This is a genomic window from Micromonospora antibiotica (genome assembly GCF_017599305.1).
GTDB classification, from domain to species: domain Bacteria; phylum Actinomycetota; class Actinomycetes; order Mycobacteriales; family Micromonosporaceae; genus Micromonospora; species Micromonospora antibiotica.
Genome location: NZ_JAGFWR010000020.1, coordinates 88,861 through 112,648, shown reverse-complemented (window position 1 = coordinate 112,648; position 23,788 = coordinate 88,861). Strand labels below are relative to the sequence as shown.

The 23,788-nt window shown below is 71.3% G+C and carries 19 protein-coding genes and 1 tRNA gene; 12 read left to right on the top strand and 8 right to left on the bottom strand.

Annotated features, from left to right (window positions below; translation table 11 throughout):
• Nucleotides 1–329 precede the first annotated feature (329 nt).
• Together mdlC and JQN83_RS25400 are read right to left on the bottom strand one after the other, a co-directional pair.
• Entirely contained in the window at nt 330–1,925 is a 1,596-nt protein-coding gene (gene mdlC / locus JQN83_RS25405) for a benzoylformate decarboxylase (RefSeq protein WP_208569672.1), read from the bottom strand.
• A gap of 319 nt (nt 1,926–2,244) precedes the next feature.
• Complete coding sequence (locus JQN83_RS25400) at nt 2,245–3,048, bottom strand: S-methyl-5'-thioadenosine phosphorylase (protein ID WP_208569671.1); 804 nt, start codon at nt 3,046–3,048, stop codon at nt 2,245–2,247.
• Nucleotides 3,049–3,198: 150 nt separating this feature from the next.
• On the opposite strand from JQN83_RS25400, the gene JQN83_RS25395 reads away from it, so the two are divergent.
• From JQN83_RS25395 to JQN83_RS33385, 4 genes are all read left to right on the top strand, one after another.
• On the top strand, nt 3,199–3,789 hold the full coding sequence (locus JQN83_RS25395) for a YqgE/AlgH family protein (RefSeq protein ID WP_208569670.1): 591 nt from the start codon (nt 3,199–3,201) through the stop codon (nt 3,787–3,789).
• A 108-nt stretch (nt 3,790–3,897) separates the two neighbouring features.
• Nucleotides 3,898–3,970: transfer RNA gene (locus JQN83_RS25390), tRNA-Ala, on the top strand.
• Between the two features lie 424 nt (nt 3,971–4,394).
• Nucleotides 4,395–4,820 (top strand): dioxygenase family protein, encoded by a 426-nt coding sequence (locus JQN83_RS33390; RefSeq protein ID WP_307799707.1) that lies wholly within the window; start codon nt 4,395–4,397, stop codon nt 4,818–4,820.
• Entirely contained in the window at nt 4,814–5,089 is a 276-nt protein-coding gene (locus JQN83_RS33385; RefSeq protein WP_244253165.1) for a hypothetical protein, read from the top strand. The genes JQN83_RS33390 and JQN83_RS33385 overlap by 7 nt, the downstream gene beginning before the upstream one ends.
• Before the next feature lie 409 nt (nt 5,090–5,498).
• Here JQN83_RS33385 and JQN83_RS33905 read toward each other — a convergent pair whose 3' ends face one another.
• The gene (locus tag JQN83_RS33905; RefSeq protein WP_279632855.1) at nt 5,499–5,627 is read right to left on the bottom strand and encodes a hypothetical protein; all 129 of its coding nucleotides are present in this window, start codon (nt 5,625–5,627) and stop codon (nt 5,499–5,501) included.
• 520 nt (nt 5,628–6,147) lie between these two features.
• On the opposite strand from JQN83_RS33905, the gene JQN83_RS25380 reads away from it, so the two are divergent.
• The 6 genes from JQN83_RS25380 (at nt 6,148) to JQN83_RS25355 (ending at nt 11,418) form a co-directional block, all read left to right on the top strand.
• Complete coding sequence (locus JQN83_RS25380; RefSeq protein ID WP_208569669.1) at nt 6,148–7,113, top strand: ABC transporter substrate-binding protein; 966 nt, start codon at nt 6,148–6,150, stop codon at nt 7,111–7,113.
• Between the two features lie 51 nt (nt 7,114–7,164).
• The gene (locus JQN83_RS25375) at nt 7,165–8,016 is read left to right on the top strand and encodes an ABC transporter permease (protein ID WP_208569668.1); all 852 of its coding nucleotides are present in this window, start codon (nt 7,165–7,167) and stop codon (nt 8,014–8,016) included.
• Entirely contained in the window at nt 8,013–8,855 is an 843-nt protein-coding gene (locus JQN83_RS25370; protein WP_208569667.1) for an ABC transporter permease, read from the top strand. The genes JQN83_RS25375 and JQN83_RS25370 overlap by 4 nt, the downstream gene beginning before the upstream one ends.
• A 23-nt stretch (nt 8,856–8,878) precedes the next feature.
• Complete coding sequence (locus JQN83_RS25365) at nt 8,879–9,724, top strand: ABC transporter ATP-binding protein (RefSeq protein ID WP_208569666.1); 846 nt, start codon at nt 8,879–8,881, stop codon at nt 9,722–9,724.
• 195 nt (nt 9,725–9,919) lie between these two features.
• On the top strand, nt 9,920–10,276 hold the full coding sequence (locus JQN83_RS25360; protein WP_208569665.1) for a Hint domain-containing protein: 357 nt from the start codon (nt 9,920–9,922) through the stop codon (nt 10,274–10,276).
• A 725-nt stretch (nt 10,277–11,001) separates the two neighbouring features.
• Nucleotides 11,002–11,418 carry a hypothetical protein gene (locus JQN83_RS25355; protein WP_208569664.1) on the top strand — a complete coding sequence of 139 codons (417 nt, stop codon included), beginning with the start codon at nt 11,002–11,004 and terminating at the stop codon, nt 11,416–11,418.
• A 230-nt stretch (nt 11,419–11,648) separates the two neighbouring features.
• On the opposite strand, the gene JQN83_RS25350 is transcribed toward JQN83_RS25355, so the two are convergent.
• The 4 genes from JQN83_RS25350 to JQN83_RS25335 all read right to left on the bottom strand — a co-directional run bounded on the left by JQN83_RS25350 (nt 11,649) and on the right by JQN83_RS25335 (nt 19,922).
• Entirely contained in the window at nt 11,649–15,743 is a 4,095-nt protein-coding gene (locus JQN83_RS25350; protein ID WP_208569663.1) for an Ig-like domain-containing protein, read from the bottom strand.
• Nucleotides 15,744–15,987: 244 nt separating this feature from the next.
• A complete protein-coding gene (locus tag JQN83_RS25345; RefSeq protein ID WP_208569662.1) occupies nt 15,988–16,833 on the bottom strand; it encodes a hypothetical protein in 846 nt (281 codons plus the stop codon).
• The gene (locus tag JQN83_RS25340) at nt 16,830–17,339 is read right to left on the bottom strand and encodes a SigE family RNA polymerase sigma factor (RefSeq protein ID WP_208569661.1); all 510 of its coding nucleotides are present in this window, start codon (nt 17,337–17,339) and stop codon (nt 16,830–16,832) included. Before JQN83_RS25340 ends, JQN83_RS25345 begins: the two co-directional genes overlap by 4 nt.
• Before the next feature lie 216 nt (nt 17,340–17,555).
• Nucleotides 17,556–19,922 carry a DUF4153 domain-containing protein gene (locus tag JQN83_RS25335; protein WP_307799704.1) on the bottom strand — a complete coding sequence of 789 codons (2,367 nt, stop codon included), beginning with the start codon at nt 19,920–19,922 and terminating at the stop codon, nt 17,556–17,558.
• Nucleotides 19,923–20,054: 132 nt separating this feature from the next.
• Between JQN83_RS25335 and JQN83_RS25330 the strand changes: the two genes are divergently transcribed.
• Nucleotides 20,055–21,008, top strand: a complete 954-nt coding sequence (locus JQN83_RS25330; RefSeq protein WP_208569660.1) for a lytic polysaccharide monooxygenase auxiliary activity family 9 protein — start codon at nt 20,055–20,057, stop codon at nt 21,006–21,008.
• A 199-nt stretch (nt 21,009–21,207) separates the two neighbouring features.
• On the opposite strand, the gene mgrA is transcribed toward JQN83_RS25330, so the two are convergent.
• Nucleotides 21,208–22,197, bottom strand: a complete 990-nt coding sequence (mgrA, locus tag JQN83_RS25325; protein WP_208569659.1) for an L-glyceraldehyde 3-phosphate reductase — start codon at nt 22,195–22,197, stop codon at nt 21,208–21,210.
• 92 nt (nt 22,198–22,289) lie between these two features.
• Here mgrA and JQN83_RS25320 point away from each other — a divergent pair, with 92 nt between their 5' ends.
• Entirely contained in the window at nt 22,290–23,786 is a 1,497-nt protein-coding gene (locus JQN83_RS25320) for a magnesium chelatase ATPase subunit I (protein ID WP_208569658.1), read from the top strand.
• Nucleotides 23,787–23,788 lie beyond the last annotated feature (2 nt).

Genomic DNA, 23,788 nt, shown 5'->3' with positions numbered 1-23,788 from the left:
ACAAACGCACCAAACAAGGCCTCAACAAAAAAGAGATCATGCGCTGCCTCAAGCGCTACATCGTCCGCGAGGTCCACACCGCCCTCCTCGCCGACTTCACCACCCTCAACACCCCTTGACTTCCATAGGAGCATCCCACCCAACCCCACCCCCTCCCCGTCCACCCCCACCCAGCTGGGTTGATCAAGAGGTTTGGGTCAAGTTGATCTCCAAAAATGACGCAAACCTCTTGATCAACACGGGCGGGAGCGGGGTCGGGCGGGGCGGGAGCGGGGTGCGGGTGGGGGCGGGGTGCGGGTGGGTGGGTGGGTGGGTGGGAGGGCGGGGGGTTAGAGGAGTTTGGGAGGGGTGGGGTCGATCGGGGCGGACAGGAGGGTGGGGGTGTCGGCGTGGAGGGCTTCGGTCAGGGCGGGCGCGAGGTCGGGCAGGGCGTCGATGACGCGGGTGGCGCAGCCGTAACCGCGGGCGATGGCGGTGAGGTCCAGGCCCGGCAGGTCCAGCCCGGGCACGCCGGGAGTGGACTTCAACTCGGCGAACGCCTTGAGGATCGCGTACTGCTGGTTCACCGGGACCAGCACGACCACCGGCAGCCGTAGTCGCGCGGCGGTCCACAGTGCCTGCACCGAGTAGTGGAAGGAGCCGTCCCCGATCACCGCGACCACCGGCCGGCCCCGCCCGGTGTCCCGTTCGGCGAGGGCGATGCCGACGGCGGCCGGCAACCCGTAGCCGAGCCCGCCGCTGGCCATGGTGAAGTACGACGCCGGGCGGGTCACCGGGAGCCGGCGTCGCAGCGCCGCCAGGTTGGACGGTGACTCCTGCACCAGTACCCCGTCCGTGGGCCAGCAGGCGGCCAGGGCGGCGAAGAGCGCGTCCGCGTCGGGCGGGTCACCGAATTGTGGTGGTGACGGGGCCGGGCGGGGCGCGGGCGGGGGACGGTCGGCCGCCGGCAGCAGGTCCAGCAGCGCGGCCAGGGTCAGCCCGGCGTCACCGAGCAGGCTGTCGCCGACGGGGGCGCGGGCCGCCTCGTCCGCGTCGTCGGTGACGTGCAGCAGCCGCGCCCCGGGCGGCAGGTGGTCACCGGGCAGGTGCGGGTAGTAGCGGAACACCGGCGCACCGACCACCAGCACCACGTCGTGCCCGGTGAGTTTCTCGGCCAGCGGGGCGATCGCGTACGGCAGCACCCCCTGGTAGTGCGGGTGGTGCTCCGGGAAGGCGGCCCGCTCCGGTGCCGGCGCGGACCAGACCGGCGCGGCGAGCCGCTCCGCCACCGCCACCGCCACCGGCCAGCCGGCGGCCCGGTCCACCGCCGCACCGAGCACCAACACCGGGTTGCGGCTGGCCGCCAGCAACGCGGCGAACTCCCGCAGCCGACGCGGGTCGGGGGCGAACCGGGTGGCCACCGTGCGCACCGGCGGCGGCGGGTCCGCCGGCTGCTGCCAGTCGTCCAGCGGCAGGGAGAGGTAGACCGGGCCGGCCGGGGGTTGGGCCGCCGTGGCGTACGCCCGCATGAACGCCGCCGGTACGTCCTGCGCCCGCGTCGGCTCGTGGCTCCACTTCACGTACGGCTGGGGCAGTTCGGTGGGGCGTCGGCTGGCCAGCCGGGGCTCCAGCAGCAGCATCTCCCGGCTCTGCTGCCCGGCGGTGACGATCAGCGGGGTCCGGTTGTGCCACGCGGTGACGAGATTGCCCATGGCGTTGCCGGTGCCCGGGGCGGTGTGCAGGTTGACGTGCGCCGGTCGGCCGGTGGCCTGGGCGTACCCGTCGGCCATCGCCACCGCCGACGCCTCGTGCAGGGCGTGCACGTAGTGGAAGTCGGCCGGGAAGTCCTGGAGGAACGGCTCCTCGGTCGAGCCGGGGTTGCCGAAGACCGTGGTCAGGTCGAGGGCCCGGAGCAGGTCGTAGGTGGTCTCCCGGACGGTCGCCATCGCCCCCGCCTCCGTGTCCCCGGCCCGGTGCCGCTGCTGCCGGGGCCGATGGTCCGCCGCCGACCTGCCGAATCTATCGGGTGGCAGGCGGTGGTTCGGGTGCTTTGCCGGCTATCGCCCCGGTGGCTGTGCCGCCACCATGGCGGCACAGCCACCGGGGCAGCGCGTCGTCGCCTCGGCGGGCGTCCGGGCGCCCGGGCACCCGGCCGGCTGGGGTGGCGGCACGGCGGGGTGGGGGCGTGGTGGGGACGCGGTCGCGGGAAGCGGTGGCGGCGCGGTGGGCGCGGTGGGGGTGCGGTCGCGGGGGTGCGGGAACGGCTCAGGGGAGGGGGAACGGGGTGCTGATGCCGTCCAGCGCGTGCCCGCAGGGGCAGTCGCGGTCGGCGGGCAGGGCGGCCACCGCGTCCAGCAGTACGCCCCGCAGCCGGTCGGTGTTCTCCCCGAAGACCCGGAAGACCTCCTCCTGGGTGACCGAGTCGCCCGCCTCCACCCCGGCGTCCAGGTCGGTGACCAGCGCGATGGAGGTGTAGCAGAGGGCGAGTTCGCGGGCGAGCACGGCCTCCGGGTGGCCGGTCATGTTGACCACCGTGCCACCCATCGAGGCGTACCAGCGGGATTCCGCACGGGTGGAGAAGCGGGGCCCCTCGACCACCACCACCGTGCCGCCGTCCACCGCCGGGACGTCCCGCCCGGCCGCCGCGCCGAGCAGGGTACGCCGCCCCACCGGGCAGTACGGATCACCGAACGCGACGTGCACCGCGCCCTGGTCGTAGTAGGTCTGCACCCGGCCGCTGGTGCGGTCGATCAGCTGGTCGGGCACCACGAAGGTGCCGGGGCCCAACTCGGGGCGGAGCCCGCCGACGGCACACGGGGCGAGGACCTGGCGGACCCCGAGGGACCGCAGCGCCCACAGGTTCGCCCGGTACGGGATCAGGTGCGGCGGGTGGCGGTGGTCACGCCCGTGCCGGGGCAGGAAGGCCACCGGTCGACCGCCCACCGACGCGATCGTGACCACGTCCGAAGGGGCGCCGTACGGGGTCTCCACCTGGTGTTCTGTCGCGTCGTCGAGCAGCGCGTACAGCCCTGAACCACCGATCACCGCGATGTCCGCCGTCGGACCCATCGATCCTCCCTCGACCGCCTTCGATCACCTGTCGGTCAGACCTTAGCCACCGCACCGGGTGCAGGCTATGGTGCCAGACATGGCGGTGACAGCACGGATGGTCGGTGGTGCCCGGTTGTCGGACCCGGTGCGCGGCTGACGATGTCCGAGATGCAGGGGGAGGGACCGGCGATCAGCGGTCGTGCCGTGGAGTCGATGACCGGGCGGCTGCTGGTCGCGACACCGGCGCTCAAGGACCCGAACTTCGATCGTACGGTGGTGCTGTTGGTCGCCCACGAGGCCAACGGCGCGCTCGGGGTGGTGCTCAACCGGGCCACCGAGGTCGCCGTCGCGGACGTCCTCGGTGAGTGGAGCGACCTCGCCCGCCACCCGGCGGTGCTCTTCGAGGGCGGCCCGGTGCAGCCGGAGTCGGCGATCTGCCTGGCCCGGATGCGGCACCCGATGCGGCGGTTGAAGGGTTTCCAGCCGATCTCCGGCGCGGTGGGCACCGTCGACCTGTCGGCCGACCCGGAGCGGATGCGGGACAGCATCGGCGGCATCCGGGTCTTCGCCGGCTACTCCGGTTGGGGCTCCGGGCAGTTGGAGCAGGAGATCGAGGACGGGTCCTGGTTCGTGCTCGACGCGCTGCCCGGCGACGCCTTCGTCGACCGTCCGGACGACCTCTGGCCGATGGTGCTGCGCAGGCAGGGCGGCATGATGGCGGCGGTCGCGCACTTCCCGCCGGACGTGGCGTTGAACTGATCCGTCGGGCGCTCCCGGGGCCGGTCCGGGGGGTACCCCCGTGAGATGACCATGCCGGGCGTCGTGTGTATAGTTCTCTCCGTGCCCGGGCGACCGGGACGACCGCAAGGGGCCGTGGCGCAGCTGGTAGCGCACCACACTGGCAGTGTGGGGGTCAGGGGTTCGAGTCCCCTCGGCTCCACCCTTGAAGTGTCAGGTCAGCGACCTGGTCGAGTGATCATCGACCGGGTCGCTGATTCGTTTCCACCCCGGCGTCCGACGGGCTCTCACCTCAGCCTCGCACGGCACACTCTGCCGGGCGCCTGGACACCGGGCAGCCGGGGTCGACGCCAACCACCAGGCTGGTAAGAGGCACGCGTACCGCCTTTGATCGGTAGTCGACTTCGGGGGAGAGGCTGGTCGGAGCCAGGCCCGGACAGGTGACCGTCTGCGGCTCCCTCGGCAGCCGTGCTTGCGGGACAGTATCTCGATCCGTAGCCCTCGACGTAGCCCGATCTACGATCCGCGAGGAGCGTGCTTCGGGCCGGAGCTGACGCGCGGTGGCACTATCGTGAGGTTCAGGGCCGGCAGCCCGCGCCGTAAGTCCGCCCCGGAGGGAAGCCCACGTGTCTTCAGACGTACCGCCCGCCCCGGAGGTCGTGATGCCCGCGGCGTTCCTGGGCCACGGCAACCCGATGAACGCTCTCGAGGTCAACCGGTACACCTCGGCGTGGAGAGCCTTCGGCGCTGCGGTGCCGCGTCCACGCGCGATCCTGGTGGTGAGTGCTCATTGGTACATCAATGCCACGGCCGTCACCGCGATGCCCCGGCCGAGGACCATCCACGACTTCTACGGGTTTCCCCGGGAGTTGTTCGAGGTGCAGTACCCGGCTCCGGGGCTGCCCGAACTGGCCGAGGAGGTCAGTGACGTCGTCCATCCGACCTGGGTCGGGGCCGACGTCGACAGCTGGGGCATCGACCATGGCACCTGGTCGGTGCTGACGCACGCCTTTCCTGAGGCTTCGACGAGGACGCCACCTCCCGGATGCTGACCGACCCGGGCGAGTACGCGACTCTCGACGCCCACGGGGACTTCCGCCGGGCGGTGCCGACGCCTGATCACTTCATTCCCGCGTTATACCTCGCGGGTCTCGCCGCTGCCACGGACGCGCCTGACACCGAGATTCTCGTGGACGGTTACGCCTACGGCTCGTTGTCGATGACCGCGTACACCCTGGGGATGTCCTGCCCGCAGTTCGACGGCCGGGGCGGATCGCCCCAGCCGCCGTCCGGCCTGCCGCCGGACGGGTCCAACATCTGAGGGAGTGCCGGCTGTACCTGGCGGCAGGCTCAGGCGCAGTCCGGCATCGGTCGTCAGGTTCACCTTTCCGGCAGGGTGGGCGTCAGGGGTGCAGGTCTCCCGCGAGGCTGAGGTGTAGCGGTGGGTCGTGGTGACTCCGCCCCGTACCGGGCTGGCCCCCGCGCGCTGGGGTGTGGAGACCGTGCCACCTGCCCGGCTGGGGTTTGCGGGGGTGGACGGCGGACTCCTGCGCCGGGGTCGACCGGGACGGTGGGAAGGCCGTCGCGGGATGTGGGCGACGCGCTGCCGCAGCTTCCGGTGTGCTGGGGTCACCGACGACGGGCAGCTCAGCCACGGTGTGGACAGCAGCGGCCGACGCGGTCGGTGTTTCCGGATCTGGGCAGGGTACGCCTGAGCGCGGAGCTGCCGATCAGAACGGGACGAGTGCCTTGCCCGCGCCGGTGCCGGGGCGGATGGCGGGGAACTCTGGTCCCTTCCAGTGGCCGATCGGCGCGCGGGTGATGGCGGGAACGGCCGCGATGGGCTCTTCCGCGCTCATGTTCACTCCCGGGGGCCGATGGCATCTGGTGGAGAAGCTAGCCGCCGCTGCCGGCCCGGTCAACAGGTGGAGACGATAGTTATCCACCCGCCGACCTGCCCGTTCGTGCTGTGCGTCGGCGTATCGCGCCCGACATTGTTGACGCAATGCGAGATAACATTCCGCATCTTGACAGGGGTTTTCGGGCCCCGTACCTTCGCTGCAAGTCGGCGAGGCGTCAGGGTGCTGCTGGGGTGCAGCCCGACCGCCCGAACCGGCCGTGACCAGCGTTGCCCGGCCGTGCCGTGACGCCGTCTGCGGTTCTCGCGGCCCTGATTGATCCTCCCAATCTGGCAATTCAGGCATTCAGCACCATCACCAAGTCGATGCAGCTCGCGTCGGAACCACACCGCAGCAGCCAGGCGGTCGTATCCGTCGCGGCAGAGCCGTCCCTTCGTATCCACCGAACGCCCTCATTCCCGCCACCGGCATCGGCGGCGGAGACGTCGGGCGCACGCGCCAAGCACATAGGAGCATCACGATGAACACACGACGTACCGGTGCGGTGGTCGCCCTCGCCGCGCTGCTCTTCACGAGCGCCTGCGGCGGGGCCGAAGGCGCTGCGGACAACGCGGACGGCACCACGAAGGTCTCCGTCACGACGTTCGGCTGCGAAATCTGGAACACCTGGGCGATCGGGAAGGGCGTCTACAGCAAGCACCGCCTCGACGTCGAACTGGTCCGCTCCGGGGGTGGCTCGGCGGCGGTCGCCGCAGTGCTGTCCGGGGCAGCCGACTTCGGCTACGTCAACGGCTACACCGCGATCAACGCCTACAACACCGGCTTCCCGATCCAGATGGTGTCCGGGGTGAACGTCAACGCGCTGCCGCCGGCCAAGCCCGCGCAGGGCGTCTTCGTCGGCAAGGACTCCCCGATCAAGGCCGCCGCCGACCTCGCCGGCAAGAAGATCGCCGTCAACGAGATCAACGGCATCAACCAGATCGTGACCGCCAGCTGGCTGAAGGCCAACGGGGTCGAGCCGGACAGCGTCAGCTTCGTGGCACTGCCCTTCACCGAGCAGATCCCCGCCGTACTCAGTGGACGGGTCGACGCCGCGCAACTCGGCTACTCGCTGCTGGGCAACAACAACGACAACGTACGCAGCCTGGCCGACCCCTTCGCCAGCAACGACAAGATCTACATCGCGACCTACGTCGCCGCCAAGAGCTTCGTCGGCAAGGGCGACGCCGCCAAACGCTTCCACGAGGCGATCACCGAGACCGCCCAGCAGCTCAACGACCCGGCCAACAAGGACGAGGCGTTCAAGTTGCTCTCCGAATGCCAGAAGGTGCCGGCGGAGACCCTCGCCGCACAACCACAGAACGCCCTCGAAGCCGCCGTCGACGTCGCCGCGCTGGACCGGATGGCCCAGCAGATGGTCGACCTCAAGATGCTCCAGAAGAAGCCCGACCTGGGGCCCTTCGTCACCGACTTCGCACGGTCCTGACCTGTCCTGTCGCCGAGGTCGGCGGGCCACCATGAGGGGAGAGGACGTGACATGGCGTCGGACGTCCACGTGATTGATCAGGTCGAGGCGGACGCCCGGCCCACCGGCGGGCCCGTCGCGGCCCGCCGGTGGGGCCCCACACCCGACTGGGTGCTGGGAGTGGCGGGCGTGGTCACGATGTTCGTGCTGTGGGACCTGGTGGTCCGGGCCGGGGCGGTCTCGGTGGACTCCCTGCCCTACCCGGCGGACACCCTGCAACGGGCCGGCGAACTGCTCGTCGACGCGACGTTCCTGACCGAGGTGGTGCAGACCCTGTGGGCGTGGCTGCTCGCCATGCTCGTCGCCAGCGCCGTCGGCATTCCGCTGGGGCTGCTGCTGGGCTACTTCTCCGCCCTCTACCGGCCGTCGTCCTCGGTGGTGCACGCCGGCCGGTCGATCCCCTCCTCGGCGTTCCTGCCGATCGCCATCCTGATGTTCGGCCTGGGCACCCAGATGAAGGTGTCGCTGGCGATCTACGCGATCTTCTGGCCGATCCTGCTCAACTCGATGTACGGCGTCCGCGACACCGAACCGCTGATGCTGGCGACGGGGCGGAGCATGGGCTGGACGCGTACCCGCCTGCTGACCCGGGTGGTGCTGCCGTCGGCTGCCCCGGCCATCGCCACCGGGCTGCGGGTGGCCAGCTCGACGGCGCTCATCGTGGTGCTCTCCGCCGAACTGCTCGGCGCCACCAACGGCGTCGGAACGGTGATCACCACGTACCAGCAGGCGCAGCGACCCGACTTCGTCTACGCGGGCATCCTGCTCGTCGGCCTGCTCGGCATGGGCCTCTACTACGGCTTCAACCTGGTCGAACGCCTGGTGGTCCCGTGGGGCCAGGCACAACGGGAGGGTGGGCGATGAGCGGGCAGGCACTGAGCCGGCCGATTGCCACTTCGGCACTGGCGGTGGGACGCGGGGTACGGTCGCTGTGGCTGCTCGCCCTGCTGCTGGTGGTGTGGGAGGTGGCCGCCCGGATGGTGGGCTCCCTGTTCGTACCGCCGGTGTCGCAGATCTTCGGAGCGTTCGTCGACACCTGGCTGTCCGCGTCCCCGTCGTCGCTGTTCCTCAGTTCCCAGTTCCGGGCCGACGTTCTGCCGAGTCTCGTCCGGCTCGGCCTGGGCTACGGCGCGGCGACGGTGCTCGGCGTCGGTCTCGGCATCCTGATCGGGGTGTGGCGGCCGGCCGGCGCGTTCTTCAACCCGCTGATCCGACTGGGCATGTCAGTGCCGGTCACCGCTCTGCTGCCCATCGCCATCGTGCTGTTCGGCATCACCAGCGGGATGAACGTCTTCCTCATCGCGCTGGGCTGCCTCTGGCCGATCCTGATCAACACCTACGACGGCGTCCGGGGCATCGACCGTACGGTGGTCACCGCCGCCCGGAGCCTGCGACTGACCCGGCGACGCTACTTCCTGCGGGTCCTGCTGCCCGGCGCCAGCCCGGCGATCTTCGCGGGGATGCGGATCAGCATCGGGATCGCGCTGGTCCTGATGGTGATCTCCGAGCTGTACGCCGCCACCGCCGGCCTCGGGTTCTACATCGTGAGCCAGCAACGGCTGTTCCAGTTCCCGCAACTGTGGTCGGCGATCGTCCTGCTGGCGCTGCTGGGCATCCTCTTCAACGCCATCTTCGCCCTGGTCGAGCGGGTGCTGCTGCGGTGGCACCGCAACGTGCGCCCCGACAGCGCGGAAAGCCACTAGCCGACACCACGTAGGAGCTACGGATGAACCCCGTGACGACCCGACCGCAGCAGCCCGGCGCCGCCCTCGACACCGCCGTGCTCGACGTGCAGCAGTTGAGCAAGTCCTACCGGTCCCGCAAGGGCGACGTGCCCGCCGTACGCAGCATCGAGTTCGCCGTCCACGCCGGCCAGTTCGTGTCGGTGGTGGGGCCCTCCGGCTGCGGCAAGACCACCCTGATGATGTGCATCGCCGGGCTGCTGCCCATCTCCGGCGGCGCGGTCATGTTCCGGGGGGAACGCATGTCCGGCCCCCGCGACGGGGTGGCGGTCGTCTTCCAGGACTACAGCCGATCGCTGTTCCCCTGGTTGACGGTCGAGAAGAACGTCGCCCTCCCGCTGCGCGACCGGGGCCTGCCCCGCGCCGAGATCCGACAGCGGGTGCAGGAGTCGCTGGAGATGGTGGGCCTGGCCCACGCCGCCGGGTTGCACCCGTGGCAGCTCTCCGGCGGGATGCAGCAGCGGGTCGCCATCGCCCGGGGGCTCGCCGTACGACCGGAAATGCTGATCATGGACGAGCCGTTCGCCTCGGTCGACGCCCAGACCCGGGCCAGCCTGGAGGACCTGCTGCTCAAAGTCTGGGCCGAGACCGGCACGACGGTGCTGTTCGTGACCCACGACATCGACGAGGCGGTGTACCTGTCCGACCGGGTGGTCGTGCTGTCGCAGGGTCCCTCCGTCGTCGTGGCGGACCTGCCGGTCACCCTCGACCGGCCCCGCGACCAGATCGCCACCAAGCAGACCCCGCTCTTCGGTGAACTCCGCGAGCACGTGTACTCCCTGGTCATGGCGTCGCAGCGACGGACCTCGCTGTCGGGGGAGCCGAGCTGACCGGGTGACCGGTTGCGCCGACGCGGCTTACGGGCGGGACGGGCCCCTCGGGGGAGGCCCGTCCCGCCCTTCCGTAGTGCTCTGCTGCTCAGGGCGCGACGGGAGTCGCCATGCGAGAGCGAGCCGGCTCAGGACAGGGGCGCTGGCTGCAGCTGAGGACGAATTGCTCGTCTGACCATTCTCCGACGCGCTGAGGTGACAGACGGCAGCCGGAGCGGCGGCCGCCCCGGCAACAGCTTCACCGGCGACACGAAGGTCCTGATGGCCGATGGCAGCCACAAGCCCATCCGTGACGTGAAGCTCGGCGACAAGGTCCTGGCCACCGACCCCACCACGGGGCGGACCGCGCCGCGAGTGGTCACCGCCCTGATCGTCGGTAGCGGTACCAAGCAACTCGTCGACATCACCGTCACCGTGGACGGCCCCCAGGGCAGCCGCGCCGAGACGATCACCGCCACCGCCGGACACCCCTTCTGGGTCGCCGAACAGCAGCAATGGCGCGAAGCCAAGGACCTCAAGCCCGGCTACACCTTCGAGACCGCCGACCACTGACCAGCAGCGGTAGCCGGCACACGCCACCGCACCCAACCCGAGGTGGTACACAACCTCACCGTCGAAACCCTCCACAATTACTATGTGATAGCCGGCACGACGCCGGTCCTCGTACACAAATGCGGACCAGTTCCAAGCAACCGACCTCCTGGGGATATTGCTATAGAGCTGATGGAAGCAGATCTTGCGGGGGTTTCACCTGTTGCGGTGGGTACTTCCGGCTTCTCGCGCGCGGCCTCGGGAAGCGGGGATTTTCTCTGGACAGTGGGGGAGGGGGGAAATCTGAACATGGTTGCTGCGGGGCGCGGTATTTATCACACGGTAGCGTCGGGTGGTGCTCCTGTTATGGGAGCAGGGCAGATTTCTTTTCGGAATGGTGCTGTGACGTCGTTCGACAACATGGCTGGCCACTATACTCCGTGTCCCAGTTGTGCTGGTGCGTTCATTCAGCGAGGCGTGGACGCCTTTGGTGAGGCAGGCATACGGATCCCGCTAAGAGTTATTAGAGACTACGGCGGAAGGGCTCCATAGTGGAAGCGCAATCAGAGTTGCAGGAACTTCGATCGGTCCCGCTCGACTCGTTCGGTGAGTGGCTGCGTGCTCGGTTCCCGCGACGGGTGTCGCCCCAATGGTGGCAGGCGCTGTTCGAGTCGGTCGAATCGGCCGTTAGCCCGCTGAGGAACGCTGATCACTCTCAACGGATAGCCGACCTGAGGCTCGGTGCTGTGGCTGTAATTCTGGCTGTCGAGCGCCATGATATTGATGCATCGTTGGGGGCGTACTGGTTGCTTAGGCTTGCGGCGGCAGCGGTTCGTCTCGACTTGCCGGATAGTGATTTGCCGGTCGTGCTGACGCCTGACGGGTCTGCTGCTTGGGCGCTGGAGCATGTTCCGTTGCCGCGGGCGGAGGCAGTGGCAGCGGCTCAGTCTAGGCGAGGGCAGTACTTGGCCGCCGATGAATCATTCTTCGCTCATGTCGGGTCTCTCTACGACTCTGCAAGTCAGGAGCCTGATGCCCAAGAGTCGGCGCTAATGGGGGTTGAGAGAATATTGTCCGCGCTGCCATGGATTATCGATCACTTGACGAATCCAGAAGTTCGTCGGGAAGTCCAGGCTTGGCTTGCGATTGAGGGGCAGTTGTGACGGAGGGCTTTCTGGCGGGCTTACGCCCGTACACCGAGTGCCCGCCTGGCGTTACGTGGCCGAGCCGGAGCAGGTGACGGAGTTTGCTGATGCCCTGCCAAGGGTCAGCACGAGGGCGGAAGGAGTACGTCCTGCCCCGTCAGGGAGCAGGTGGCCGGGTGGGGTTCCGGGCGGCCGCACGACCTGAGGGTGCCGGAAGGACCCGCAGGGGTCCTTCCGGCACCGGAGCGTCAGGTTTTGATCAGGGTCACCTGCACCGTCTCACCCGGGCTCTGACCGGCCGTGTTGGCGAACCCGACAGTGAACGTCACGTCGAGCCGACCAGTCTTGACCAGCGTCTGCCGGTACGCGGGCGCGACCGTCACGGTCACCGTCACGGTGTTCGCCTTCGCCACCTGCCGGCTGACCACATTCACCTTCTCTCCGCTGAGGGTGAGGGTGCCGGCCGTGTTGACCGTCGCGGTGAGCGTCGCCGTACCCGAGATGGGGTCGGCCTGCACCGACCCGATCCGTACGGTCGGGGCCGGGGTCGCCGGGTCGACCGTGCCGACGATCGGCTTGGACAGCGTCGACTGCCCGGACGAGTCGACGACCATCGCCTGGAATTTGACCTGCCTACCGGCGTCCTTCGCCGCCGGTGTCCAGTCGAACAGGTAGGGGGCGGTGGTGCTGGTGCCGACCAGGGTGCCGTTGACGAACAGGCTCGTCGAGGCGATGGCGAAGTCGTCGGTGCCCCGGATCAGCGGGTGCACCGTCGACCCGACCTGGAGCACCGCGCCGCGTCCCGGGTCGGCCACCTCGGCCGTGGGGGCGGCGTCGGCGACCCGACCCACCGTGGTCGGCACCGCCGGTGGCGGGGTCGGCCGGCGCTTGGTGACGGTGACCGTGGCCGTGCCGGTGCCGTCCACTCCGGAGATCGCCTCGACGCCGGTGGCCGGGACCGCCGGCCCGCCCGACACCGGTGGCCCCGCGCCGAGGTAGCTGCCGGTCAGGGCGAACGGGGCACCCTCGCGTACGGCGGTGTTGTCGGCGTTGGCGTTGTAGACGGCGAACCCGTTGCCGGTGAGCACGTTGCGGGTGCCGGTGAGCGCCCCGGCCGTCTCGGTGCCGGCGTCGGTCAGCAGGATGCCGTACGACCGCTGGGGTGCGGGCGTGAAGTAGTTCCCGGTGATCCGGCTGGTGGTGACGAAACCGTCAGTCCCGCTGGTGTACGCGATGCCGGTCTGCGGGAAGCGGCTGTTCGGCTCGCCGGTGACGACGGTGTCGGTCACGTACCCGTGCTGGCGGATGCCGGAGCGGACGGTCGTGTCGGGGGTGCCGTCGCGGCCCCGCGCGCCGTCGAAGAGGATGCCGCCCGACTGGTAGCCGCTGACCACGCTGCCGGTGACTGTCACCTCGCTCTCGACGGTGCCGGTGCCCGCCCCCCGGATGATGCCGGTCTTGACGATGCCCCAGCCGTGCGGGTGCGCGGCCAGTTCCTCGTCGGTGGTCGCCACCCGCAGCGGGCCGACGACGCTGTCGGCGACCCGGCCGGCCGCGCCGAAGAACGCGATGCCCGCCTCGGCCCAGACGTCGCCGGAGGTCACCGTCACGCCGGAGAGGTCGAGGAACATCTCGTTGGTGTCGGTCGAGCCGAGCGACTGCCGGGACACGGTGATCACGTTGCCGCCGCCGTCACGCAGGTACGGCTGGTCGCCGGCCAGGTTGCCCAGCGACGGGTCCGGCTTGATGGTCACCTTGTCCGCGCCGGCCCCCTTGATCTTCAGCGGCTTGGTGATGGTCAGGCCGTTGCGGGCACCGGTCTGCACCGGGTTGGACGCGTGGTTCACCGGCGTCGACGACTCCTGGTAGACGCCCGCGCAGACCACGATGGTGTCCCACGGCGACGCGAAGTCGACGGCCCGCTGGATGGAGGTGAAGTCCGCCGTCGGGCACTGTTTGCGGTCGTCGTCGACCGTCCAGGTGGTGTTGCCCTGCGGGTTCGCCACCGGGTCGACGAGCGCGACGTTGCCGGGGGTGTTGTCGAAGCCGGCGAGGTAGGTCGCCGGGTCGGGGCCGCCGAGGGCGGACGGGCCGTGACCCGCGCCGTCGGCCCGGTCGCCGTCGGACAACAGGGAAGCCCCCGCGTCGGATTCCTGGAAGCGTACGTCGGCCAGCTCGATCGAACCGGACTTCGGCAGGTCGCCCACGCCGAAGCGGAGTTCCAGCTTGGCCAGCGCGCCCACGTCCACGCCCTGCGCCGCGAACTCGGCCAGCGGGACCCGGATCTGGTCCAGGACGATGTGGGTGTTCGGGGTGTTCGTGCCGGTCGACATGTGCAGGGCGTTGCCCCAGCGGGGGTCACCGGCGTCGACGGTCCCCTCGTGACCGGCGGCGTCGCGCAGCGCGATCTGGAACCGTTGGGTCGTCGAGGCCGGGTCGTACGACGTGGGTTTCTCGTTGGGCCACACCGGGTTCGTCGGGGTGCCGTTGACGGTGGTGTCCCGGGTATTGTCGCCCCGGTTGTCGGCCCCCGGGTTGCGGGTGTCGAAGAAGTTGACGGCGGCGCTGAGCGCCAACGCCTTCAGGTGCCGTACGTCGGCGGACGCGGCCGGGATCGCGGCGGTCAGCGATGCGGCCGAACCCGGCTCCCAGGCGAGGGTGAGCTGTCGGCCGTAGGAGTGGTTGATCGGGCTGTTCTCCCGGGTGCCGTTCTGCCCGCCGAGCGCTCCGGCCGCCGGCAGTGGGCAGGGCTTGGCGGCGGTCGGCAGCCCCGTCTTGCCGAGCTGTGTCGGGGCGAAGTCCTGCGGCTCCGGGTTGCACCAGTCGTACCCGCCGGGGGTGCCCGCCGGTTTCGGGGTGACCCCGGCGGCCTGCGCGTACGGGTCGGCGAAGCCGGTGCCGGTCAGCGTGCCGCCGAGGGCGTTACGGGTCAGCGGGCTGTTCACCTCGGGCCGGATCACGTCCACCCGCTCCTGCGGGGCCGCGAAGTAGCTGGTGTTGACCCGCTCGTTGCATCCGATCGCCGTGCCGGACGGGCTGGTCGGGCAGGCCGACGCGGGGACCTGCAACCCGCCGGGGGTGTTCGCCAGCTCACCGGTCAGGTAGGGCTGGAACGCGCCCTCGCCGCCGACGTAGCGGCGGAAGAACGCGGCCATCGTCGCCAACCCCAGCTTCTCCTGGTCGCCCATCCGGGCCGGGTCACCGGAGAACTTGGTGTTCACGGCCGGGTTCAGCGGGTCGGAGTTGTCGATGGCGTAGTTCAGGGCCGGGTCGGTGTAGCTGGCCGCGCCGCTGAGCCGCAGGTTGTTCGGGTGGATGTTGTTCGTCGCGAACGGCGCGGAGTTGCCGCAGGCGGCGTCGTTGTTGGCCTGGCCGTCCGCGCCGCCGTCGGCGTACCAGACGGTGTTGTACCAGTTGTGGATCGCGCCGAGGTGCTCCACCTGGATGCGGGGGAACGGGTCGCCCGGGTTGACGTACTGGCTGCGCTCGAACAGCCGCGCGCCCTGCAGGTTGGACACGTCACCGTCGCACATCGGCAGGATCGACAGGTACGGCATCCCGTACGGGGCCTTGCGCTCGTAGTCCACCGGGGCGAGCGAGATGACCCCGCGCAGCGGGTAACGCGGCCCGTCGGTGCGGATCCGGTTGTAGTCGATGAAGCTCGACACCGCGTCACCACCGCGCGAGTGGCCCATCAGGCCGATCCGGGTCAGGTCGAGGCGGCCGGCGAGCGTGGTGCCGACGGTGGTGTGCGCGTCGACCGGCAGCCCACCGGGGCGGTTCGCCGCGCTGAGCGCGTCCAGGGTGGCGGCGATGAGCATCCGGCGGCTGTGCATGCCTTTGCCCTTGTTGCCGTCCTGCCGCATCATCAGCTGGTCCTGGGACACCGAGAAGGTGGTGTAACCCCAGGTGGCGAGGTTCTCCGCGAGGTAGGCGTAGCCGTTCTCGTTGTGCTTGAACTGGGCGCAGGTGAGCTGGGCGGTGTCCTGACCGGAGTCGCACGAACCGTGGTTGCCGTGCACCAGGACGAGCACCGGCGACGGCGTGGTGCGACGGGTGAAGTCCGGTGTGTAGAGCTGGCCCCGGATCTCGATCCGCTCCGCGGCCTGCGCGGTCCCGGCCGTCGGGTCGGCGCCTGAGGAGTTCGGTTCCTGGATGCTGGCGAGGCCGAACTTGGCCTCCTGGACGGCCTGGTGGCCGAAGGGGCCACGGGCCGTCGGGTCGGGCAGGTCGGTCGTGGACGCCGGGGGCGGCGCGACCACGGTGGGTGACGCCGCGGCGGCCGGCGCCGCCAGCGCCAGCGGGGCGGTCATCGCGACGATCACCGGGAGGAGTACGCGCATGCTCCTCGATGTTCGTACCGTCAAAGGATTCTCCTCGGAGCGAGTTGAGCGTTCAACGATCGCGAACGCTAACCAGCCCCCGTTTCTCCGAGGTTTCCGTTGACAGCCGTTTTCCGGCTGATCGAATACTGTCCTACCAGGGGAAATGCGCCATCGACGGTGATCCGGCGGGTGATCGGACGGATGCTGGAATTGCGGATGGCCGTCGCCAATCAGGCCACCCGCTCATCCCGGTCACGTCGGGTCAGCGCACCTGAAACCGGTCGTCGGCGGCGAGGGCCGCGAGTCGATCCACCGTGAACGGCAGCGCGGCCAGTTCCGGTTGCCCGTCGCCGAGCCGCCGCGACTGCGCCACGAAGACCACCGCCCCGTCCGGATGCCGGTACGCCGCCCACTGGTCGAACCGGTCGTCGTCGCCGGGGCGGACCACCACCCCGACCTGCGTCGCCCCGACGGTCACCACCTCGCAGTCGCCCGGCATGCCCCAGAACTGCCGGGCCAGCGGGCACGGCTCGGTCGGCAGTTGGTTACCGGCACTGTGCACCTCGACGAGCAACCGGCCCATCCGTTGCCCCTGCAGCAGGGTGAGCGAGGACGTGTAGCTCCACACCTCGACCCCGTTCACCCTGTCGTCGAACTGTGCCTGGTGGTCGCGCAGCAGTGGTTGGCCGGCCGGGGGGTTCGCCGGGTCCGCCGGCACGGTGTAGCCGGCCGGCACCACCGCGACGAGGTCGTCGAGCAGCTGGGCCGCCTGGTCGTACCGGGTGCCGGCCCGGGCCGTCCGGTCCTCCTGGGGCCGACCGTCCGGCCCGGTCGGCCAGGCCGGTTTGGTGTCGTGCACCGACGGCGGCGGGACGGGGCCGACGCCCGGGGTGAACCCGTCGGAGCCGGGTGCGCCGACGGCCCCGATGGCCCCGACCCCGACCACCGTCAGCAGCGCCGCCGTCAACCCGACGCCGGCCCAGGTGGCACGACGGCGTACCCGGGCCCGGCGGCCGGTACGCAGCGCGGCGTCCACACTCAACGACGGCGGTCGGGTGGCGACCGCCATCTCGGTCCGTAGTGCCTCGCGCAACTCTTCGCCGTTCATGGTTGTCCCTTCCGAGCTCCGCTGGGGGTGGGCGACAGGAGGCCGCGCAGGGTGTCCAGGCCACGCGCCGACTGACTCTTCACCGTGCCGGCGGAGCAGCCGAGCAACGCGGCGGCCTCCTCGACGGACTGGTCCTCCCAGTAGCGGAGCACCAGGACGGCCCGTTGTCGTGGCGGTACGGCGGCCAGGGCCTGGAGCAGCACCAACCGGGTCTCCGGTGACTCGGGGGGTGTCGGCCGGTCGGTCTGCTCGTCGCCCACCCGTTCCCGCCGCCACCAGCCGCGCCGCCGTTCGTCGAGGAACGTCCGGACCAGGATCTGGCGTACGTAGGCGTCCAGCACCTCGTGCCGGGACACCCGGTTCCAGACCAGGTAGAGCTTCGTGAACGCGGTCTGCACCAGGTCCTCCGCCCGGTGCCAGTCGCCGCAGAGCAGGTATGCGGTGCCGCGCATCGCCTCCGATCTCGCCGCGAAGTACGCCGCGAACGCCGTGTCGCGATCACCCATTCAGGCCTCCGAGCACCGATTCGAGATAGTCACGCGGTTTCGGGGCGGGGGGTTGCCTGGGCGGGCGGAAAACGTTCACCGGTGGTCCGGTGGTGGCCCGCCCGCGCCGTCGCCGGGCCCACCTGACGCCGCTGCCCGGCCGGTGCGTCACCGGGCCGGGCAGCGAGGTCGGTTCGGCCCCCGGTCGGAGGCCGGGTGCCGGGCGGCGCAGGTAGGTCAGCGCGGGGTGCGTCGGGTCTTCGGCAGGTCGAACTGGTCGGCGGCCTTGCAGTCCTTCTGCCCGCCGATCGCGCGGGGGCCCAGCCGGTCCAGCTCCGCACGGGCCCGACTGCGGCCCAGGTTCCAGGCGTACCACGGGTCGGGCTCGGCGAGGTCGTCGTCGATCCAGCTCAGCGTGCAGCGGCGGACCCGGTCCGGCAGGTTGGCCAGGGCGGGGGTGGCGTCGGCGGAGAGCGCCCGCAGGTACCAGGCGTCGATCTTGCCGGTCTGTTCGTAGCGGGCGATGTTGCGGCGGGCCGCGTAGTCCTCCGGGTTGAGCACGGCCAGGCTGAGCAGCATCACCACGGCCAGCCCGACGGTGACGCCGGGGATCCACCGGCCCCGCCACCGTACCCCCGCCACCAGGATCATCAGGAAGACCGCGCCGAGCAGCAGCTCGAAGGCCATCACGAAGATCCGCTCACCGGTGAAGCTGTAGACCTTCTGGTAGGTGTACATCCGGGACAGTGCCGACACCACGATCACCACGCTGAGCGCGCTGATCAGTCCGAGCAGGACCCGCAGCAGGATCCGTTCGACCCTGGTCTCCCGGCGGGCCCACCGGCTGACCCCGCCCAGCACCGCCACGGTCAGCAGCGTGACCACGGTCAGCTGCCAGAACCCACTGCGGGCGTACTCGGCGTAGCTCAGGCCGGCGGTGCGCAGGACGTGCCGTTGCCCGCCGAAGAGCACGGTGAACTGCACCGCGACGAAGCCGACGAAGAGCAGGGTCAGGGCGGCGATGGCCGGCGCCCACTCCAGGGTCCCCCAGTGACGTCGACCCTCCCGGTCGACCGTCGACAGGTCCGGCGGGGCGGCCAGGGTGTAGGTGGCGGCGACCGCGATCAGCCCACCCACCACGGCCAGGAAGAGCCAGCGGAACACCGTACCGGCGTTGATCTCGGGCACGATCGCGCCGAGGACCTGGTCGAAGGCGGCGTCGGCGGAGGAGAGCAGCAGCCCGAAGACGAGCAGCACCACGGCGGTGGCGGCGACCGATCCGACGACCCGGGGCACCAGCTGGCCGGAGCCGGTGGCGCTCACGTGCCGGCGCACCCAGGGCAGCCCGCGCAGCGCCGCGAACGGGGCCGCGACCAGGCTGAACAGGATCGAACGGACCTGTCTTCCGCCCACGATGGCCAACGTCGCGCAGCCCAGCGCCCCGAGCACGCAGAACGTCACCAACCACCAGGCGTTGCGGAAGGCCAGCACGGCCAGCAACGCCAACGCGCCCGCCGCCCAGCCACCCCGGATCAGACGGTCGGTGCGGGTCAGCGTCCCGGTGCTGTGGCGGACGGCGGCGACCACCCCGACGGTCAGGATCAACCAGCCGAGGAACCAGCCGATGCCGGTGCGGCTCAGGGGCACGAAGAACGCCACGCCCAACGCCCCGGCCAGGACCCCCGCCGGCACCGCCCACCCGGTGGCGGGCCGGGGGCCGGGCCACCGGGTGCTGAGGAACGACGGCGGGGGTGAGGTCGGGTGCCAGTTGGCCGGGGGGCCACCCCAGTGCGGAGCCGGCCGCCCACCGGCCGCCGGCCCGGGCGTCCCGGGCCAACCGGGTCCCGCCGTCGCCGTCCCGCCGGTGCCGGGTGTCGCGGGCTGCCCGACCCCGGGCTGCTCGGGCCCGGGGGTCGCCGTCCCGTCGGTGCGGGGCGTCGCGGGCTGGCTGGCCGCGCCCGGCGTCGCCGTGCCGCCGCCGGCCGTCGCGGGTTGGCCGGCCCCGGACGGCGTGGGCCCGCTGGTGGCGGGCGTCGCGGGTTGGCCGGTGCCGGGCTGCGGGTCGCCCACCGTCGAGGTCGGTGGGGTCGGAGCGCCATCGGCCGTGGTGCCATCGGCCGTGGTGGCGGCGGTTGGAGTGCTGCCGGTCGGGGTGGCGGCGGTGCGTGGTGCCGGGACGGTCACCGACCTGGCTTGCTCGCCGACCACCGACCCACCGGACGCAGTCGCCGTCGGCGCACCGGGAGCCGCCGCACCGGGAGTCGGCGCACCGGTTGCCGGCCCACCGGCCGGTTCGTCGCCGGGCGGCGCGGTGGGGTTGCCGTCTCCGTGGTCGGCCGGCGCGACGGCGGGCGGGACCGCGACCGGAGTGACGTCGCCTGCCGGCACCAGCGGCAGGAAGATGGCGTACCCGAGGGTGCCGTCCGGAACCTGGACGGGGATGGCCCACCCGGGCTCACCCTCCCGACCGGGCCACCTGATGGCCGGGGGCATCCCCGCCACGGTGGGCATGGTCAGCAGATGGGGCACCCCGTCGGCGGGCGGGGACCCGGGCGGCGGTGGGCTGCCCCCCGGGGAGTCTTTCGTCGGCTCCGGCTCGGACACGGTGTGCTCCTTGATGCGGGAAGTGCGGTCACTGTAGAGCGAGCCGGTCCCTGCTGCGGCCCCGTTACCGGCGCGTCGGATCGTCGAACCTTTGCCCGCCCGCATCCGTACCAAGGGCGGGAGGTCGACCAGATGACCGTACGCCGAACGTTCGCCGCGCTCGCGGTCGTGGCGGTGACCGTGCTGCTCCCGGCGGCTCCCGCCGCCGCGCACGGCGCTCCGACCAGCCCGCTGAGCCGTTCGGCGGCCTGTGGCCCGGAGGGGCCGCACGTCTCCACGCCGGCCTGCCTGGCCGCGGTGTCGGCGGGCGCGGCGCTGCGCGAGTGGGACAACATCCGGGTGTACGGCGTGGCCGGCCGGGACCGGGAACGCATCCCCGACGGTGAGCTGTGCAGCGGCGGGCTCTCCGCCTACCGGGGGTTGGACCTGGCCCGGGCCGACTGGCCGGCGACGGAGCTGACCGCCGGGGCGAGGTACACGTTCCGTTACCGGGGCACGATCCCGCACAAGGGCACCTTCCGGCTCTACACCACCCGCTCCGGGTACGACCCGCGGACGCCGCTGCGCTGGGCCGACCTCGACACGATCCCGTTCCTGTCGGTGACCGACCCGCCGTTGCGGGACGGGTCGTACCAGATCCCGGGGCGGTTGCCCGCCGGGTTGACCGGCCGGCACCTGATCTACACGGTGTGGCAGAACTCCGACACCCCGGACACCTACTATTCCTGCTCGGACGTGCTGTTCCGATCGGCGGGCAGGGTGCTCGCGGCCACCCCGACGGACACCGCCCCGACCCCGTCGTCGACCGCTGCGGCGACCGGTGCCGACCCTGACCCGGTGGCCCCCGCCGACGCCACGTCGGACGTCGACGGGTCCGGCGGCGCGGGGGAGGAGGCCGGCGTGCCGGTGGCGTCGGTGACCCAGGTCGGGGGCGGCAACCTGCGGCTGGTGGTGGGCGCGGCGGTGGTGGTGACCGTACTGCTGGTGGCGGCGGTGGCGACCAGGCTGCGCCGACCGGCTCCCGTACCGCCCGGCCGGCCGTGTGGCGTCCGCAACCACCGTGCCGGCCGCCGCCGCATCTGGTGAGCCCGCCGTGCGGGCCACCCGGGCCCGCATGATCCACACAACGTCGCCCAGGTAGCGGTATCCCCAGGCAGGGCTACCGCTACTTCAGCCGACGCGCCTCGTCCGGGCATCCGCGGCGGTCCCGCCGCGACGTCCGTCTCCACCCCGTCGCCACGGTCGCCCCCGGCCTCGCCCGGCAGTCACCCCCCGGCGGGGCGGGTCAGGGGAGGAGCTGATCGATTTCGGTCAGCTCGTCGGGGGTGAGGTCGAGATGGCGTACGGCGGCGATGTTGCCCTCCAGTTGGGCCACGCTGCTCGCCCCGATGATCACGCTGGTCATCCGGGGGTCCCGCAGCGCCCAGGCGAGCGCGAGCTGGGCCAACGTCTGCCCCCGCCGCCCGGCGATCCCGGCCAGGCCCCGGATGGTGGCCAGCTTCTCCTCGGTCACGTCGTTCTCGTCGAGGAAGACGCTGGTGCGCACCCGGGAGTCGGCGGGGATGCCGTCGAGGTAGCGGTCGGTGAGCAGCCCCTGGGCCAGCGGACTGTAGGCGATGCAGCCCGCACCGACCTCGGCCAGCGTGTCGAGCAACCCGTCGGCCTCGGTCCACCGGTTGAACATCGAGTACGACGGTTGGTTGATCAGCAGCGGCGTACCCAGGTCACGCAGGATCGCGGCGGCCCGCGTGGTCTGCTCCGAGTCGTAGTTGGAGACGCCGACGTAGCGCGCCCGACCGGACCGGACGATGGCGTCCAACGCGCCCATCGTCTCCTCCAGCGGGGTGTCCGGGTCGAAACGGTGGGAGTAGAAGATGTCCACGTGGTCCAGGCCCATCCGCCGCAGCGACTGGTCCAGCGAGGAGATCAGGTACTTGCGGGAGCCCCACTCGCCGTACGGGCCGGGCCACATCAGGTAGCCGGCCTTGCTGGACACCACCAGCTCGTCGCGGTACGGCTTCAGATCGGTGGCGAGCAGCCGTCCGAACGCCTCCTCCGCAGCGCCGGGCGGTGGGCCGTAGTTGTTGGCCAGGTCGAAGTGGGTGACGCCGAGGTCGAACGCCCGGCAGACGATGTCCCGCTGGCGGGCGAAGGGGCGGTCGGGCCCGAAGTTGTGCCACAACCCGAGCGAGATGGCGGGCAGTCGCAGGCCACTGCGCCCACTGCGGCGGTAGGTCAGCTGGTCGTAGCGGTCGTCAGCGGCGAGGTAGGTCACGCCGTCGACCCTAGCCCCGCCGCCCGGCCCGGGCCGGCATGTCGGAAGAGCGATCCCGGTGCCAGCGGCACAGGGGGCCCGACCGCGCTAGCGTGGGTCGGGTGACTGCGCCCAACCAGGCTCTCCCGGTCCCGCCCGCCGACCTGCCGGGCACCCTCGGCGCACTGCGCGCCGCCGGACACCGGTACCAGACCGTCAAGCAGGAACTCCGCCACAACCTCCTGGCCCGGATGCGCTCCGGCGAGGACCGTTTCCCCGGCATCGTCGGCTACGACGACAGCGTGCTGCCCGAGGTCGAGCGGGCGTTGCTCGCCGGCCACGACATGGTGCTGCTCGGCGAACGCGGCCAGGGCAAGACCCGACTGATCCGCGCGCTGGTGGCGCTGCTCGACGAGTGGACCCCGGTGCTGCCCGGCTCGGTGCTCAACGAGCACCCGTTGCACCCGCTCACCCCGGCCTCCCGCGCGTCGGTCGCCGAGGCCGGCGACGACCTGCCGATCGGCTGGCTGCACCGTTCGATGCGGTACGGCGAGAAGCTGGCCACCCCGGACACCAGCGTGGGTGACCTGATCGGTGACGTCGACCCGATCCGGATCGCCCAGGGTCGTACCCTCGGTGACCCGGAGACCATCCACTTCGGGTTGGTGCCGCGCACCAACCGGGGGATCTTCGCCGTCAACGAGCTGCCCGACCTGGCCGAGCGGATCCAGGTGGCGCTGCTCAACGTGCTGGAGGAGCGGGACATCCAGGTCCGCGGCTACCAGCTGCGGCTGCCGCTGGACCTGTTCCTGGTCGCCAGCGCCAACCCGGAGGACTACACCAACCGGGGCCGGATCATCACCCCGCTCAAGGACCGGTTCGGTGCGGAGGTCCGCACCCACTACCCGGTCGACCTGGAGCTGGAGCTGGCCCTGATCCGGCAGGAGGCCGACCTGGTCGCCGAGGTGCCGGAGCACGTCCTGGAGGTGCTGGCCCGGTTCGCCCGCGCGGTGCGCGAGTCGCCGTCGGTGGATCCGCGCTCCGGTGTCTCGGCCCGGTTCGCCATCGCCGCCGCCGAGACGGTCGCCGCCGCCGCGTTGCGCCGCGCCGGTCTGCTCGCCGGTCCGGCCGGCGCGTCGGCCGCCGGCTCCGCGTCGGGTGCCGGCGACGCCACGGTACGGCCCGAGCAGCCGGTCGCCCGGGTCGGCGACGCGGTGTCGGTGACCTCGACGTTGCGCGGCAAGGTGGAGTTCGAAAGTGGCGAGGAGGGGCGGGAGATCGAGGTCCTGGCCCACCTGCTGCGGGCCGCCACCGCCGAGACGTTCCTGGCCCGGCTGGCCGGGTTGGACCTCTCCGGTTTCACCGCGCTGGTCGCCGAGGGGGCGGTCATCGAGACCGGTGAGCTGGTCTCCTCGGCGGAGCTGCTGCGTCAGGTCGGCACCGTGCCGGGGCTGGCCAAGGCGCTGGACCGGCTGGGGCTGGGCGACGCGCCCACCCCGGAGCAGGCCGCCGCCGGGGTCGAGTTCGTGCTGGAGGGGTTGCACCTGACCCGCCGGCTCGGCAAGGACGTCACCGATTCCGGTCGTACCGTCTACGGCGGTCGGAGCTGAGG

Excerpts from the sequence above, each read along its gene's own strand:
- JQN83_RS25380 (WP_208569669.1), top strand. The coding sequence starts at position 6,148 with ATGAACACACGACGTACCGGTGCGGTGGTCGCCCTCGCCGCGCTGCTC.
- JQN83_RS33905 (WP_279632855.1), bottom strand. The coding sequence starts at position 5,627 with ATGAGCGCGGAAGAGCCCATCGCGGCCGTTCCCGCCATCACCCGCGCG.
- JQN83_RS25330 (WP_208569660.1), top strand. The coding sequence starts at position 20,055 with ATGACCGTACGCCGAACGTTCGCCGCGCTCGCGGTCGTGGCGGTGACC.
- JQN83_RS25350 (WP_208569663.1), bottom strand. The coding sequence starts at position 15,743 with ATGCGCGTACTCCTCCCGGTGATCGTCGCGATGACCGCCCCGCTGGCG.
- JQN83_RS25365 (WP_208569666.1), top strand. The coding sequence starts at position 8,879 with ATGAACCCCGTGACGACCCGACCGCAGCAGCCCGGCGCCGCCCTCGAC.
- JQN83_RS25345 (WP_208569662.1), bottom strand. The coding sequence starts at position 16,833 with ATGAACGGCGAAGAGTTGCGCGAGGCACTACGGACCGAGATGGCGGTC.
- JQN83_RS25340 (WP_208569661.1), bottom strand. The coding sequence starts at position 17,339 with ATGGGTGATCGCGACACGGCGTTCGCGGCGTACTTCGCGGCGAGATCG.
- mdlC (WP_208569672.1), bottom strand. The coding sequence starts at position 1,925 with ATGGCGACCGTCCGGGAGACCACCTACGACCTGCTCCGGGCCCTCGAC.
- JQN83_RS25400 (WP_208569671.1), bottom strand. The coding sequence starts at position 3,048 with ATGGGTCCGACGGCGGACATCGCGGTGATCGGTGGTTCAGGGCTGTAC.
- JQN83_RS25375 (WP_208569668.1), top strand. The coding sequence starts at position 7,165 with ATGGCGTCGGACGTCCACGTGATTGATCAGGTCGAGGCGGACGCCCGG.
- JQN83_RS25370 (WP_208569667.1), top strand. The coding sequence starts at position 8,013 with ATGAGCGGGCAGGCACTGAGCCGGCCGATTGCCACTTCGGCACTGGCG.
- JQN83_RS25395 (WP_208569670.1), top strand. The coding sequence starts at position 3,199 with ATGCAGGGGGAGGGACCGGCGATCAGCGGTCGTGCCGTGGAGTCGATG.
- JQN83_RS33385 (WP_244253165.1), top strand. The coding sequence starts at position 4,814 with ATGCTGACCGACCCGGGCGAGTACGCGACTCTCGACGCCCACGGGGAC.